Source organism: Allobosea sp. AAP35, assembly GCF_001295925.1.
Classification (GTDB): Bacteria; Pseudomonadota; Alphaproteobacteria; order Rhizobiales; family Beijerinckiaceae; genus Allobosea.
Genome location: NZ_LJHQ01000045.1, coordinates 100,599 through 114,814, shown reverse-complemented (window position 1 = coordinate 114,814; position 14,216 = coordinate 100,599). Strand labels below are relative to the sequence as shown.

Below are 14,216 nucleotides of genomic sequence, written 5' to 3'. Positions count from 1 at the left end.
CACCCCAACCCTCCCCACCGCAAGCGGGGGGAGGGAGCAGCGTCGCGCCCGGCCCAGTCGGTTGTGGTCAGGGAGCGACGCCATGAAGCGCGCCAAACTCCTGTTTCTCCAGGCCATGGTGATGGTCGGCTTCCTGCTGATCTGGCACGTCGTCACCGCCTATCCGATCATGGGCGACGTCAAGACGATCCAGTTCTTCTTCTCGACGCCGGCCGCCGTGATCGGCCGGACCTGGAACCAGCTCACCGGCACCGAGATCTACTGGCATATCGGCATCACGCTAACGGAGACGGTGCTGGCCTTCGTCATCGGCTCGGCGGCCGGCATCTTCTTCGGCTTCACCTTTGCCCGTCGCGAGCTGCTGGCGGCGGTGTTCGATCCGTATATCAAGGCGGCCAACGCCCTGCCGCGCGTCGTGCTGGCGCCGATCTTCGCGCTCTGGTTTGGTCTGGGGATCTGGTCGAAGGTGGCGCTGGGCTTCACGCTGGTGTTCTTCATCGTCTTCTTCAACGTCTATCAGGGCGTGCGCGAGGTCTCGCCGACGGTGCTGGCCAATGCCCGCATGCTCGGCATGAACGAGCGCCAGCTCTTCCGGCACGTCTACTGGCCCTCGGCGCTGACCTGGATGTTCTCCTCCCTGCACACCTCGGTCGGCTTTGCGCTGATCGGCGCGGTGGTCGGCGAATATCTCGGCTCGTCTGCGGGGCTGGGTTACAAGATCCAGGAGGCCGAGAGCGTCTTCGACGTCACCGGGGTGTTCTCGGGCATGCTGATCCTGACGATCTTCGTGATCGCGATCGATTCCGTCGTGACCATGGTCGAGAAGCGGCTTCTGGTGTGGCGGCCAGTGCAGAGTTCGACGACGGTGTGAGCGGCGATGCGAACGCTCTGCCGTCGTTGCGAGCGCAGCGAAGCAATCCAGGCGACGGAGCGCGAAACGCTGGATTGCTTCGCTGCGCTCGCAATGACGGACTATCGCGATGACGCGACAGTTGCCCGTCGGCTGCCATCTCGCCTAACCTGTTTCCCAATGCGCTCGTTCAGAAGCGCAAATCACGCCAACCGGAGGAACACCCATGACGATTTCACGCCGCGCGGCGCTTGCTGCGCTCGCCCTCGCCACCGCGATCGGCTTTTCGCCCCATGCCGCGCTCGCCCAGGCCGCCGAAAAGGCCAAGCTGACGCTCGGCGTCGGCGGCAAGCAGCTTTTGTATTATCTCCCGCTGACGGTCGCCGAGCGGAAGGGTTTCTTCAAGGATGAGGGGCTCGACGTCACGATCAACGATTTCGGCGGCGGCGCGAAATCGCTGCAGGCGCTGGTCGGCGGCTCGGTCGATGTCGTCACCGGCGCCTATGAGCACACCATCCGGATGCAGGCCAAGGGCCAGGACATTCGCGCCGTGGTCGAGCTCGGGCGCTTTCCCGGCATCACCATCGCGGTGCGCAAGGATCTCGTCGACAAGGTCAAGTCGGCGGCCGACTTCAAGGGCCTCAAGATTGGCGTCACCGCGCCGGGCTCCTCGACGGCGCTGACCGCGCAATACGCCATGGTCAAGGCCGGGTTGAAGGCGAGCGATGCCGCGATCATCGGCGTCGGCGCGGGCGCCAGCGCGGTGGCGGCGATGAAGCAGAAGCAGGTCGACATCATCTCGCATCTCGACCCCGTCACCTCGAAGCTCGAGGCCGATGGCGATGTCGTGGCGCTGATCGATACGCGCACCGAGGCCGGCACCAAGGCGCTGTTCGGCGGCTCGAACCCGGCGGCGGTACTCTATCTCAAGGGCGATTTCGCCGAGAAGAATCCGGTGACGACGCAAAAGCTCGCCAACGCCTTCGTCAAGGCGCTGAAATGGCTTGAAACCGCCAAGCCGGAAGACGTCGCCGATCTCGTGCCGGCTGAGTATCATCTCGGTGACAAGCCGCTCTATCTGCGGGCGGTGAAGAACTCGCTGGAAAGTTATTCGCGCAGCGGCGTGTCCAGCCCCGAGGCGATGAAGAGCATGTATGACGCGCTCAAGCTGCTCGATCCGGAACTGGCCACGTCAAAGGTCGATCTGAAGACGACCTTTATCGATACCTTCGCCAAGAAGGCGGCTGCGGGGTCTTGAGCCAAGATCGTCATGGTCGGGCTTGACCCGACCATCTCTGGAGAACGAGATTCTCGGGTCGCCGCTCTGCGCCGCCCGAGAATGACGGCATGCTGATCCCTCCCATCACCGCTTTCGGTTGGCGTGCGGCGCAGCAACGGCTAGGTTCCCCGCCTTTGAAGCCGGGGCCCTGCTACCTCTGATGAACATTCTCTCGATCCAGTCGCATGTCGCCTATGGGCATGTCGGCAATGCCTCCGCCGTGTTTCCGATGCAGCGCCTCGGTGTCGAGGTCTGGCCGATCCATACGGTGCAGTTCTCCAATCACACCGGCTACGGCGCCTGGAAGGGCCGTGTCTTCGATGGCGGCATGATCGACGAGGTGATGGAGGGCATCGCCGAGCGCGGCGTGTTGCCCTCCTGCACCGGCGTGCTCTCTGGCTATATGGGCTCGGCCGATGTCGGCCATGGCATCCTCTCGGCGGTCGAGCGTGTGCGGGCGGCCAACCCCAAGGCGGTCTATTGCTGCGATCCGGTGATCGGCGATGTTGGGCGCGGTGTCTTTGTGCGGCCGGGCATTCCCGAATTCATGCGCGAGCAGGCGGTTCCCGCGGCCGACATCGTCACGCCCAACCAGTTCGAGCTGGAGCTGCTGACCGATATCGAGGTGCGCACGATCGCCGACGCGCATCGTGCGGTCGAGGCGCTGCGCGATGCCGGGCCGAAGGTCGTGCTGGTGACCTCGCTGACTACCAACGAGACGCCCGACGACGCGATCGACATGATGGCAGCCGACGCCAGGGGCGCTTACCGCGTCCGCACGCCCAAGCTCGACGTCAGCGTCAATGGCGCGGGCGATGCGATCGCGGCTTTGTTCTTTGTGCATTATTTGCGCGAGGAATCGGCTGCCGTCGCGCTGGCCAAGGCCTCAGCCTCCATCTACGGCCTGCTGAAGCGCACCAAGGAGGCGGGCTCGCGCGAGATCCTGACGGTTGCCGCGCAGGACGAGTTCGTCACGCCGACGCACCAGTTCGTGCCCGAGAAGCTGTAGAGCCGGATGAAGCTGCGCGTCGGCACCTTTAATGTCGAGAACCTGCTGACGCGGCACCGCTTCTCGTCGGGCGAACGCAGCGACACGGCGCCCGCCATGTCGCTGTTCCATTTCCCCCGGATCGACGAGCGCGACGCGGTCGAGCGTTCGCTCGCGGTCGCGCTGGAGGACGACAAGCGCCAGATGACGGCGCTCGCCATCGCCGAGGCGCATGCCGATCTCTGGATGCTGCAAGAGGTCGATTCGCTGGCGAGCCTGCAGGCCTTCTTCGCCAATTACGTCCACCGCATCGCCGACCATCGCTACGGCCATTTTACGCTGCTCGACGGCAATGACCGCCGCAACATCGATATCGGTTTCGCGGCGCGGCGCGACCTCCTGGCGCCGCAGCGGGTCGCGGTGAGCTCGCACAGGGATCTCAGCTTCGCCGAGGCCGGCGTCCATGACCGCGACCTCGCCGCGCTCGGGATCGATCGCAGCGGCAAGGTCTTCGCGCGCGACTGCCTGCAGATCGAGCTCGATTTCGGCGACCGCAGCCTGACCCTGTTCGGCTGCCATCTGAAATCGATGAGCAATGGCCGCGACGATGGCCGCCAGGCGACGCTGCCGGTGCGCCGGGCCGAAGCGCGTGCGGTCAAGGGGCTGATCAAGCGGCATTTCGGCGAGGGCTGGCGCGCGGCAAACTGGATCGTGCTCGGGGATCTCAACGCCTATCGCTTCGGCCTGGGCCCGCTGGCGCAGCGGACCGACGAGGGCGAGAGCGGGATCGAGCCACTGCTCGAGGATTTCGCGATCGACCCGATGGAAAACCTGCCGGAACACGAGCGCTGGACGCATTTCCGGCGCTACTGGTCCGAAGCCGGCCAACGCCTGGTCGAGACGCATATGCCGCTCGACCACATCCTGCTGTCGCCGGCGCTGGCTGCGGCCAATCCCGCCCCCGCCATGCAGATGATCCGGCGCGGGCTGCCCTACCGTGTGCCGCTCGATCCGCGAACGCCGGACCGCTCGATCGCGACGCTCGCCACGAGCGCCGACCGCTATCCGCGCATCGGCTGGGACCGGCCCAAGGCCTCCGACCATTGCCCGCTCACCATCGACCTGACGATACCGCAGGACCGCGTTTCATGACCCGCCGCTTTGTCACTCTCGATGTCTTCACGGCGACGCCCCATGCCGGCAACCCGCTGGCCGTCGTGCTCGACAGCGAGGGGCTCGACACCGAAGCGATGCAGGCGATTACGCGCGAATTCGCCCTGTCGGAGACGGTTTTCGTCCTGGCGCCGGCGGACGCTTCGCACCGCGCGGCGCTGCGCATCTTCACGCCTGGCCGCGAACTGCCCTTCGCCGGGCATCCCACCGTCGGGACCGCCGTGCTCCTGGCATTGCGCGATGCGGCCGAGGGCAGGGCGGCCGATGTCATCGTGCTGGAGGAGGAGGTCGGCCTCGTGCCCTGCGCCGTCTCCGTGACAAGCCCACGCATCGGCCACGCTGTCTTCACGCTGCCGCGCCTGCCGGAGGAATTGGGGCCGCCGGCTGCGCTGGCGCTGATCGCAGGCGCGCTCGGACTCGACCGCCGCGAGATCGGCTTCGACCGGCATGTGCCGAGCGTGGTCTCGGCCGGGGTGGCGTTCACCTTCGTGCCGGTGTCGAGCCTGGATGCGCTGGAGCGCGTGCGACTCGACACCACGCTCTGGTCGCAGGCGATCAGGCCGGTGGACGAACCCAACGCCTATGCCTATTGCCGCCGCACGCGCGATGCCGGGCATGATTTCCACGCTCGCATGTTCGCCCCTGCCATGGGCGTCAGGGAGGATCCCGCGACCGGGGCGGCCGTTGCTGCCTTTGCCGACGTCATCATGCGCTTCGAGCAGCCGGGCGACGGCGAGCATCGCTTCGTCATCGAGCAAGGCTATGAAATGGGCCGGCCCTCGCAGATCACGCTCGAACTGACCGTGGCGGGCGGCGCGCTCGTCTCGGCCCGGATCGGCGGGGCGGCCGTGATGATCAGCGAAGGCGTTCTGCTGTGACGATCGCCGGCAGCAGGCAGAGCGGATCGATCGAGGCGTTCCCCGACTGCCATATCGTGCCGCTGCGAGCGGTCGAGGCGCGGGCTGAGGCTCATGACTGGGCCTTCGCGCGGGAGAACGAAGACGCTATCGCCGCACATTGGGCCAAGCTCAGCGCCGACAAGCCCGCGATGTTCAACGGGCGCATCCTGCTGCAGCACCGGGCTGCGATCGAGGACGGCGTCTTCCGGGCCGGCTATTTCGAGACCGACTATGCCGCCTTCATGACATGGCGCGATCTCGGCCGGCCGGGACCCGCGATCCGCAACGGCTTCGCGATGGGCGCGCTGCGCGCCGCCGACGGGGCCTTTCTGTGCGGACGGATGGCCGAGCACACCGCCAATGCCGGCATGGTCTATTTCGCAGCCGGCACGCCCGATCGCAGCGATGTGCGCGCGGACGGCACGGTCGATCTCGCCGGCAGCGTCGTGCGGGAACTTTGGGAGGAGACCGGGCTGACGGAGGCCGAGATCACGGTCGGGGAGGGCTGGGACGCCGTGTTCACGCCCGGGCGCATCGCCTTCATGCGGCCGCTCACCGTCAACCTGCCGGCGGAAGAGGCGCGCGCGCTGATGCTGTCGCGGATCGCGACCATGGACGAACAGGAACTCGACGACATCGTGATCCTGCGCAGCGCCGCCGATTGCGACCGCCACAGGATGGCGCCCTTCATGAAGCCCTATCTCGCCCATATCTTCGGGCAGGATTGATCGCACGCCGATCGTCCTGCCGCCCGCCAGCCGAAAGCGATGCCATGACCACGTCCGAAGCCCTCGCCCCCGAGTCCCTGCCGCTTTCCTCGGACAACCCCTTCGCCACGCGCTGGGAGACGCCGTTCGGACTGCCGCCCTTCGCGGCGATCCAGCCTGAGCATATCCAGCCGGCCTTCGAGGCGGCGCTCGCCAAGCACAAGGACGAGATGGCGGCGATCGTGGCCGATCCGGCCGCGCCCGATTTCGCCAACACGATCGAGGCGCTGGAGCGGGCGGGCCGCGCGCTCTCGCGCGTCGGCGGCGTGTTCTACAACTTGTCTGGAGCCGACACCAACGAGGCGCTGCAGGCGATTGAGCGCGAACTCTCGCCACTCACCTCGCGGCACTGGTCGGCGATCATGATGGACCCGGCGCTGTTTGCGCGGGTCGATTCGGTCTTCGCCAAGCGCGAGACGCTGGGACTCGATTCCGAGCAGATGCGGCTCCTGGAGCGGACGCATCGCGGCTTCATCCGCTCGGGCGCACAGCTCGGCGCAGAGGACAAGGCGAGGCTGGCCGCGATCAACGAGCGGCTGGCGGAACTGGGCACGCAGTTCAGCCAGAATGTGCTCAAGGACGAATCCGCCTATGCGCTGATCATCGAGGACGAGGCGGGGCTCGCCGGCCTGCCGCCCTTCCTGCTGGCATCGATGGCACGCGCCGCAACCGACCGCGGCCATCCCGACAAACATGCGGTGACGCTGTCGCGCTCGGTGATCGAGCCGTTCCTGACCTTCTCGACGCGGCGCGATCTGCGCGAGGAGGCCTTTGCGGCCTGGGGCAAGCGCGGCGAGAACGGCAATGACAGCGACAACCGCCTGATCGTCGCCGAAATGGTCAAGCTGCGCGCCGAGAAGGCCAAGCTGCTCGGCTTCGCCACCTTCGCGCATTTCAAGCTCGACGACGCCATGGCCAAGACGCCGGAGAATGTCCGCGAACTGCTCGAATTGGTGTGGAAGCCGGCGAAGGCCCGCGCCGCGCAGGAGGCGGCCGATCTCGCGGCGCTGGCGCAGGCCGAGGGCGAGAACGGCCCGCTCCGCCCGTGGGACTGGCGTCATTACGCCGAGAAGGTCCGCCAGCAGACCTATGCGCTCGATGAGGCCGTGCTGAAGCCCTATCTCCAGCTCGACCGCATCATCGCTGCTGCCTTCGACGTCGCCGGCAAGCTGTTCGGGCTGGCTTTTGAGCCGCGCTCGGAACTCGTCGGCTATCACCCTGATGTCCGCATCTGGGAGGTAAAGGAGGCCGCCAGCGGCCGGCATATCGGCCTGTTCATCGGCGATTATTTCGCCCGCGCCTCGAAACGTTCGGGCGCCTGGATGAGTGCCTTTCGCGGCCAGCGCCGGCTCGGCGGCGAGGTTAGGCCGATCATCGTCAATGTCTGCAACTTCGCCAAGCCCGCCCAGGGGCAGCCGGCGCTGCTCTCGATCGACGATGCGCGCACGCTGTTCCACGAATTCGGCCATGCGCTGCACGGGCTGCTCTCGGACGTGACCTATGGCTCGCTCGCCGGCACCTCTGTCTCGCGCGATTTCGTCGAACTGCCCTCGCAGCTCTACGAGCACTGGTTCCTGACCAAGGAGGTGATGCAGACCTATTGCCTGCATGCCCAGACGGGCGAGCCGATCCCCGATGCCCTGATCGAGAAGATCAATCTGGCGCAGACCTTCAACCAGGGCTGCGCCACGGTCGAATACACCTCCTCGGCGCTGGTCGATCTGGCCTTCCATTCGCTGGAGGAGCCGGGCGAGATCGATGCGCTGGCCTTCGAAAAGGCGGAGCTTTCGCGGCTCGGCATGCCCGAGGGCATGGTGATGCGCCACCGCACCCCGCATTTTACCCATGTCTTCGCGGGCGATGGCTATTCGGCCGGCTATTACAGCTATCTCTGGTCGGAGGTGATGGACGCCGACGCCTTCAACGCCTTCCTTGAGGCCGGCGACGTGTTCTCGCCGGAGCTGGCAGGCAAGCTGAAGCGCTTCATCTATTCAGCCGGCGACACCCGCGACGCGGCCGAAGCCTACACGCTGTTCCGGGGCCGGCTGCCGACGCCCGACGCGCTGCTGCAGAAGCGGGGGCTGGCGGCATAGTCGCTCGCGTCATTCTCGGGCGGCGCGATGCGCCGACCCGAGAATCTCCGGCAAGAGATGCTCGGGTCAAGCCCGAGCATGACGGAGCATCTCACCCCGGGTAGCCAAACCGCGCCTTCGTCGCCCGGATCTGACTGACCGCGCCACCCTCATTGCCGGCGGCGCAGGTCGTGCGCGCGGTCGAGATCTCGGCCGAAACGCGGGTGTGGACGCCCTTGGTGGTGTGGCCGGTGGCGAGGTCGTTGTCGATCACGGCCTGGAAGCGCTCGACCTCGCCGGAGCATCCCGCACCGCTCGGCATGCGGAAGGTGTTGGGCGTGACGCCGGTAGCTGCCTGCTCGGGCGAGGGGGCCGGCGGCGTCGTGACCGAGGCGGTCTGGCAGGCGCCGAGCGCGAAGGCGAGGGCGGCGAAGGACAGGGCAGTGGCGCGCATGGCAGGCTCCGGCATCGGGTGAGTGCGAAGATGACCGATTCCCCTTGCGGGTCAATCGGCGCCCTCAATCGTCCAGCGGCAGGAAGGGCAGGGCGACGGCGAAGATCGCCGCCGCCAGCGCCGCCAGCCAGACGGCGCCCTGGCCGACGAGGTAATGCGCGATGGCGCCGTTGATGCAGCCGGTCAGCAGGCCCAGCCACAGGACGAAGTGGCGGACCCAGGCCAGTCTCGGTCCGCCGAGCATGGCACCGGCGATGCGCTGGCCCATCTTCACCAGCGTCCCGGTCATGTAAGTCAGGGCGATGGTGACCTCGCCGTCGCGCTGGAAGACGCCGTTCTCGGCGCCCATGGCGAAGGCGAGCAGCACCGCGCCGGCAAAGCTCAGGCCGATGATGTCGAGCGTCGCCGATGCCGCCAGCGCCAGCGCCACCAGCCCCAGCACGGCCGATTTGCGGCGCCGGCCGCCGAGATGGCCGACCAGCGACCCGCAGATCACGCCGCAGACAAACAGCGCCAGCACGCTGGCGGCGGTGGCGATGCCGCCGGTGTGGAGCCCCGCGAGTTCGATGCTGAGCCGCGTGGTGTTGCCGCTCATGAAGGAGACGAAGAAGCCGCCGAGGCTGATGAAGCCGATCGTGTCGATATAGCCGGCCAGGCCCGACAGGCAGAAGGCGAGGCCGATCGCCCAGCGGTTATAGGTCAGCATCGGTTGTCGTCCCCCGCCGCGCCGGCTTGCGCCATCCGCGCGGGGCGATCATAGGGGTCCCACCCGTGACGTCACCCATTACGGGCGGCCTGCGACATATGCTTGCGCGGGCGTGCCGGTTTCGGCTACATCGTTCCACGATATCCGAGGATTGCCCTTGTCTGCGACGCTTGCCCCCGACTGGTATGACGATTGCGCCCTGGCGCGATCCGCCGGTTCGCGCGCGCGTCCCGCCGCCTCGCTTGGTCTGCTTCTTCTCCTTAGCCGCCCCTGAGGGCCGGCCGGGCATGCATGCCTGGGCGCTCAGGGGAGTGACGAGAACGACACCCCAGACATAAGGCGCCTGCTTCCAAAGTGGCTACCTGCCAGGTGAGCGGCGCCGGATCTTTCAGGAACACGACCATGACCGAATCGATTGCGAGCAACGGCTCCGCGACTCCTTCTTCCCCCAAAGACCGAATCCTGATCTTCGACACCACGCTGCGCGACGGCGAGCAGTGCCCCGGCGCGACGATGACCTTCGAGGAAAAGCTCGAGATCGCCGAACTGCTGGACGCGATGGGCGTCGATATCATCGAGGCGGGTTTCCCGATCGCCTCGGACGGTGACTTCGAGGCCGTGTCGGAGATCGCGCGGCGCAGCAAGCGCGCGACCATCGCAGGTCTGGCCCGCGCCATCACCGGCGACATCGCCCGGGCCGGCGAGGCCGTGCGCCATGCCGGGAAGCCGCGCATCCACACCTTCGTCTCGACCTCGCCGATCCATCTCGAGCACCAGATGCGCAAGACGGAAGACGAGGTGCTGGAGATCATCACCCGCACCGTCGCGCAGGCGCGCAATCTGGTCGAGGATGTCGAATGGTCGGCGATGGACGCCACCCGCACGCCGATCGACTATCTCTGCCGCACCGTCGAGGCGGCGATCAAGGCGGGCGCCACCACCATCAACCTGCCCGACACGGTGGGCTATGCGACGCCCGACGAGTATCGGACGATGTTCGCCTCCGTCCGCGAACGCGTGCCCAATGCCGACAAGGCGATCTTCTCGGTGCATTGCCATAATGATCTCGGCCTGGCGGTCGCCAATTCGCTGGCCGGCATCGCGGGCGGCGCGCGGCAGGTCGAATGCACGCTGAACGGCATCGGCGAGCGCGCCGGCAATGCCGCGCTGGAAGAGGTGGTGATGGCGCTGCGGGTGCGCGGCGATGTCCTGCCCTACGACACCGGCATCGACGCGACCATGCTGATGCGCGCCTCGAAGACGGTGTCGAACGCCTGCTCCTTCCCGGTGCAGTACAACAAGGCGATCGTCGGCCGGAACGCCTTCGCCCATGAGAGCGGCATCCACCAGGACGGCATGCTGAAGAACCAGTCGACCTACGAGATCATGACGCCGGCTTCCGTCGGCGTGACCAAGACCTCGCTGGTGATGGGCAAGCATTCCGGCCGCGCCGCCTTCCGCTCCAAGCTGAAGGAGATGGGCTATGATCTCGGCGACAATCAGTTGGAGGATGCCTTCACGCGCTTCAAGGCGCTCGCCGACCGCAAGAAGCATGTCTATGACGAGGATATCGAGGCGTTGGTCGACGACAACATCGCCACCGCGCATGACCGCATCAAGCTCGATTCGCTGACGGTGATCGCCGGCACGCGCGGCCCGCAGCGCGCGACGATGCGGCTCGATGTCGAAGGCCGTCTCGTGACCGAGGAGGTCGAGGGCAACGGGCCGATCGATGCCATCTTCAACGCGATCAAGACGATCGTGCCGCATGAGGCAACGCTGGAGCTCTACGACGTCCATGCCGTCACCGAAGGCACCGACGCACAGGCCGAGGTCACGGTGCGGCTGACGCATGAGGGCGTCTCGGTGACGGGCCGCGGCGCCGACCCCGACACACTGGTCTCCTCGGCGAAAGCCTATCTCGTCGCGCTCAACAAGCTGATGGCCAAGGGCGTGCGCCTGCATGCGCAGGCTGCGGCGGAGTAGGGGGCTCCCCTGGCCGTCATGCTCGGGCTTGACCCGAGCATCTCCTGGAAGAGATTCTCGGGTCTGCGCTTCGCTTCGCCCGAGAATGACGCCTGCGAACGTCCGACACTTGCCGATTCCAGTGGATGACCCTGCGCTCGTCTGGCGCGGGCCCGCGACTTGCCTTCATCTCGCCTGATATCAGCGGCCGCCTCTCGCGGCCGCTCGGCATGGCGGGAGCGCGTGATGGCAGGCTATTTTCCGAACTGGACCCTGAAGACCTCAGGCACCGTGATGCCCGACGAGCGGCTGCCGCTCGCGCAGACCTTCATCGCGGGCCTGCAGCATGTGGTGGCGATGTTCGGCGCGACCGCGCTGGCGCCGATCCTGATGGGGTTCGACCCCAATGTCGCGATCTTCTTCTCCGGCGTCGCGACGCTGCTGTTCTTCATCGTCACGCGCGGGCAGTTGCCGAGCTATCTCGGCTCGTCCTTCGCCTTCATCGGCGTGGTGATCGCGGCGACCGGCTATGCCGGCTCGGGCCCCAACGCCAATATCGGCGTGGCGCTGGGCGGCATCATCGCCTGCGGCGCGGTCTATGCCGCAATCGGGTTGCTGGTTCAGGCGGTCGGCACGGCCTGGATCGAGAAGCTGCTGCCGCCGGTGGTCACCGGCGCGGTCGTCGCCGCGATCGGTCTCAACCTCACCGGCGTGGCGATGAACATGATCTCGGCCAGCGCCTATACCAAATGGATTGCGCTGTTCACGGTGGTCACGGTCGCCGTCGTCGCGGTCTATAGCCGCGGGCTGGCGCAGCGCCTGCCGATCCTGATCGGCGGGCTGATGGCCTATCTCGTCTATGCCGCGACCGCTGCGAGCTTCGGCGCGCCGCCGGTCGATTTCGGCCGCGTCGCGGCAGCCGCGTGGTTCGGGCTGCCGAACTTCGTCGCGCCGGTGTTCGACGCCAAGGCGATGGGGTTGATCGCGCCGGTCGCGATCATCCTGGTCGCCGAGAATCTCGGCCACATCAAGGGCATCGCGGTGATGACCGGGCGCAATCTCGATCCCCTGATCGGGCGCGGCTTCATGGCCGACGGCGTCGCCACCATGATCGCCGGCTCGGGCGGCGGCACCGGCGTGACGACCTATGCCGAGAATATGGGCGTGATGGCGGTGACGCGGATCTATTCGACGCTGGTCTTCGTCGCAGCCGGCATCATCGCGCTGGTGCTGGGTTTCTCGCCGAAGTTCGGCGCGGTGATCGGGACGATCCCCGTTGCGGTGCTGGGCGGGCTCGCCATCGTCGTGTTCGGATTGATCGCCGCCACGGCGGGGCGGATCTGGGTCGAGAGCAAGGTCGATTTCTCCGAGCCGAAGAACCTGCTGACCGTCGCGACCGCGCTGATTTTAGGCGCCGGCGACCTCAAGCTGCCGATCTTCGGTTTCGAGCTCGGCGGCATCGGTACGGCGACCTTCGGGGCGATCGCGCTTTATCACCTTTTGAACCGCAAAGCGGCCTGAGCGCCAAGGCCCGCCGCCACGATCTCGGCGGGTCTCACATATTTCTGTCACAGGTGGGTGGACAGCGCCGGGGGGCTTTGCTACATCGCCGGCCTGCCTGACGCGGCTTCGGTCGCCGAACGGCACGCGCTTCGTGGCGTATGGGTGATTAGCTCAGTTGGTAGAGCAGCTGACTCTTAATCAGCGGGTCGTAGGTTCGAGCCCTACATCACCCACCACGGACCTTTCCTGACAATCGACGATCTGGCTGCCCCGGTCGCCGGGCCGCGTCGTCCGGCTGACGGGGATGTCTTTCAGCCTGCCGGGCCCGACCGTGACGCTGAGGTCGCAGTCTGGCTTCCGATGCCATCCCCCGCACCGCGCCGCGTTCCAGCAATGTGCCAGCCGGTCATCAACCAAATGCGGCCTTGTGCCGGGATCGCGACACGAGATTGCTGCAATCCGGCTGATTTTGGAATATTAGGCTGTCGAGGCGTAGAACCGCGCCGACGCTGGACCGGCCCCGATGTTTTCAACCCGGACTCTCACCGCCGAGCTCGTCCAGCTCGCGGACGTGCCGGCCTGCCTCTCTACGGCTGGGTCGGACGGTTCCCGCTATGTCGCCGTCAACGCCGGCTATCTGCGGCTGATCGAACGGGTTTGGCCGGAAATTCATCAAAAGGAGTTGCTCGCCGCCGGCTCCGCGGTGAGCAGCGCGCAGCGCGACCGGCGCCTCGGGATGCTCGAAACGAACGGGTATTATGATTCCGAGCCCGCCGAGGTGCGCGCCGCGACAGGCCGAATCATCGCCGTCGAGATCTGTTCGCAAAGGGTGTGGTGCAGCGGGGTCGCGTGCGATCTCGAATACTTCATGCCGTTGCCGCCCGCGAAGCCTCATGATGCCGGTTGCGGCTCCAGCGAGGCGCCGTCGCGGAGAGCGTCCTTCACGCCCCGGTTCAGCGCCAGCCTCAGATCGATGAACCTGCTGGACAAGCGGATTGTGATCGGGCGCATCCTCTCGGTGGCCGCCAGAGGTGCGGTCCTGGCTAGCCATCTTGCCGGACCGCGCGACATCGCAAGGGCGCTCACGACCATCGGGGCGCGCCTGAGCGCTTATCAGGTTGTCGATTCCGCGAGCCCGACTCAGATCGCCTTCGATTTTGCCGATCTGGAGTATGACCAGCTCGAGAACCTGTTGCTGCAGGTTGCGGGCGACCTCTGGCTCCTGATCATGGCGAGCGAGGATCGTGACATCGTCGAGACGCTGAGGTGTCTGATCGGGCCCTATACTGTCCCCAGGCCGGTGGTCGTCGCCTGCTGAAAGACGACGTTCGTCTGCGAACGAAGCGGCTGCCGAACGAGTCCGTCCGAGGGGCACCGTCTGCCGTCGCGTCTGCCCACCACTTCGCGGGTGGTTGTGATCGGCTGTCCTGCATTGCCGGATTTCCGGGGAGCGACGCACGGAAATGCCGAAAATCGGAGCATGATAGCCGAAAGGTCGAAGCGCTTGTCGGCTTGTGTGCGGCATGGCCTTCCTATAACCGAAGGCTCGAACGGGCCTGC

General features: G+C 66.6%; 12 protein-coding genes and 1 tRNA gene. 11 read left to right on the top strand and 2 right to left on the bottom strand.

What is annotated here, in order from left to right:
* Window positions 1–82: 82 nt before the first annotated feature.
* The 7 genes from IP69_RS15630 to IP69_RS15600 all read left to right on the top strand — a co-directional run bounded on the left by IP69_RS15630 (window position 83) and on the right by IP69_RS15600 (window position 8,049).
* A complete protein-coding gene (locus IP69_RS15630; RefSeq protein ID WP_054143751.1) occupies window positions 83–871 on the top strand; it encodes an ABC transporter permease in 789 nt (262 codons plus the stop codon).
* 205 nt (window positions 872–1,076) lie between these two features.
* Window positions 1,077–2,108 carry an ABC transporter substrate-binding protein gene (locus IP69_RS15625; RefSeq protein ID WP_082359372.1) on the top strand — a complete coding sequence of 344 codons (1,032 nt, stop codon included), beginning with the start codon at window positions 1,077–1,079 and terminating at the stop codon, window positions 2,106–2,108.
* A 181-nt stretch (window positions 2,109–2,289) separates the two neighbouring features.
* Window positions 2,290–3,138 (top strand): pyridoxal kinase PdxY, encoded by an 849-nt coding sequence (gene pdxY / locus IP69_RS15620; protein WP_054143750.1) that lies wholly within the window; start codon window positions 2,290–2,292, stop codon window positions 3,136–3,138.
* Window positions 3,139–3,144: 6 nt separating this feature from the next.
* The gene (locus IP69_RS15615; protein ID WP_054143749.1) at window positions 3,145–4,269 is read left to right on the top strand and encodes a hypothetical protein; all 1,125 of its coding nucleotides are present in this window, start codon (window positions 3,145–3,147) and stop codon (window positions 4,267–4,269) included.
* The gene (locus tag IP69_RS15610) at window positions 4,266–5,168 is read left to right on the top strand and encodes a PhzF family phenazine biosynthesis protein (protein ID WP_054143748.1); all 903 of its coding nucleotides are present in this window, start codon (window positions 4,266–4,268) and stop codon (window positions 5,166–5,168) included. Before IP69_RS15615 ends, IP69_RS15610 begins: the two co-directional genes overlap by 4 nt.
* On the top strand, window positions 5,165–5,917 hold the full coding sequence (locus IP69_RS15605) for a hypothetical protein (protein WP_054143747.1): 753 nt from the start codon (window positions 5,165–5,167) through the stop codon (window positions 5,915–5,917). The genes IP69_RS15610 and IP69_RS15605 overlap by 4 nt, the downstream gene beginning before the upstream one ends.
* A 44-nt stretch (window positions 5,918–5,961) precedes the next feature.
* Window positions 5,962–8,049, top strand: a complete 2,088-nt coding sequence (locus IP69_RS15600) for a M3 family metallopeptidase (RefSeq protein ID WP_054143746.1) — start codon at window positions 5,962–5,964, stop codon at window positions 8,047–8,049.
* Between the two features lie 91 nt (window positions 8,050–8,140).
* Here the strand turns inward: IP69_RS15600 and IP69_RS15595 are convergent, their stop codons facing one another.
* Complete coding sequence (locus IP69_RS15595) at window positions 8,141–8,482, bottom strand: hypothetical protein (RefSeq protein WP_082359377.1); 342 nt, start codon at window positions 8,480–8,482, stop codon at window positions 8,141–8,143.
* Between the two features lie 64 nt (window positions 8,483–8,546).
* Window positions 8,547–9,188: a YoaK family protein gene (locus IP69_RS15590; RefSeq protein WP_054143744.1), complete on the bottom strand. Its 642-nt coding sequence runs from the start codon at window positions 9,186–9,188 to the stop codon at window positions 8,547–8,549.
* Window positions 9,189–9,590: 402 nt separating this feature from the next.
* On the opposite strand from IP69_RS15590, the gene IP69_RS15585 reads away from it, so the two are divergent.
* The 4 genes from IP69_RS15585 to IP69_RS15570 all read left to right on the top strand — a co-directional run bounded on the left by IP69_RS15585 (window position 9,591) and on the right by IP69_RS15570 (window position 13,974).
* Window positions 9,591–11,174 (top strand): 2-isopropylmalate synthase, encoded by a 1,584-nt coding sequence (locus tag IP69_RS15585; RefSeq protein ID WP_054143743.1) that lies wholly within the window; start codon window positions 9,591–9,593, stop codon window positions 11,172–11,174.
* 225 nt (window positions 11,175–11,399) lie between these two features.
* Window positions 11,400–12,674, top strand: a complete 1,275-nt coding sequence (locus IP69_RS15580) for a solute carrier family 23 protein (protein ID WP_054143742.1) — start codon at window positions 11,400–11,402, stop codon at window positions 12,672–12,674.
* 142 nt (window positions 12,675–12,816) lie between these two features.
* Window positions 12,817–12,892, top strand: a tRNA-Lys gene (locus tag IP69_RS15575).
* A gap of 287 nt (window positions 12,893–13,179) precedes the next feature.
* On the top strand, window positions 13,180–13,974 hold the full coding sequence (locus tag IP69_RS15570) for a hypothetical protein (RefSeq protein WP_054143741.1): 795 nt from the start codon (window positions 13,180–13,182) through the stop codon (window positions 13,972–13,974).
* Window positions 13,975–14,216: the final 242 nt, after the last annotated feature.

What these genes read in the sequence shown, in the direction of transcription:
- IP69_RS15630 (WP_054143751.1), top strand. Translation starts at nt 83, where the DNA reads ATGAAGCGCGCCAAACTCCTGTTTCTCCAGGCCATGGTGATGGTCGGC.
- IP69_RS15625 (WP_082359372.1), top strand. Translation starts at nt 1,077, where the DNA reads ATGACGATTTCACGCCGCGCGGCGCTTGCTGCGCTCGCCCTCGCCACC.
- pdxY (WP_054143750.1), top strand. Translation starts at nt 2,290, where the DNA reads ATGAACATTCTCTCGATCCAGTCGCATGTCGCCTATGGGCATGTCGGC.
- IP69_RS15615 (WP_054143749.1), top strand. Translation starts at nt 3,145, where the DNA reads ATGAAGCTGCGCGTCGGCACCTTTAATGTCGAGAACCTGCTGACGCGG.
- IP69_RS15610 (WP_054143748.1), top strand. Translation starts at nt 4,266, where the DNA reads ATGACCCGCCGCTTTGTCACTCTCGATGTCTTCACGGCGACGCCCCAT.
- IP69_RS15600 (WP_054143746.1), top strand. Translation starts at nt 5,962, where the DNA reads ATGACCACGTCCGAAGCCCTCGCCCCCGAGTCCCTGCCGCTTTCCTCG.
- IP69_RS15595 (WP_082359377.1), bottom strand. Translation starts at nt 8,482, where the DNA reads ATGCGCGCCACTGCCCTGTCCTTCGCCGCCCTCGCCTTCGCGCTCGGC.
- IP69_RS15590 (WP_054143744.1), bottom strand. Translation starts at nt 9,188, where the DNA reads ATGCTGACCTATAACCGCTGGGCGATCGGCCTCGCCTTCTGCCTGTCG.
- IP69_RS15585 (WP_054143743.1), top strand. Translation starts at nt 9,591, where the DNA reads ATGACCGAATCGATTGCGAGCAACGGCTCCGCGACTCCTTCTTCCCCC.
- IP69_RS15580 (WP_054143742.1), top strand. Translation starts at nt 11,400, where the DNA reads ATGGCAGGCTATTTTCCGAACTGGACCCTGAAGACCTCAGGCACCGTG.
- IP69_RS15570 (WP_054143741.1), top strand. Translation starts at nt 13,180, where the DNA reads ATGTTTTCAACCCGGACTCTCACCGCCGAGCTCGTCCAGCTCGCGGAC.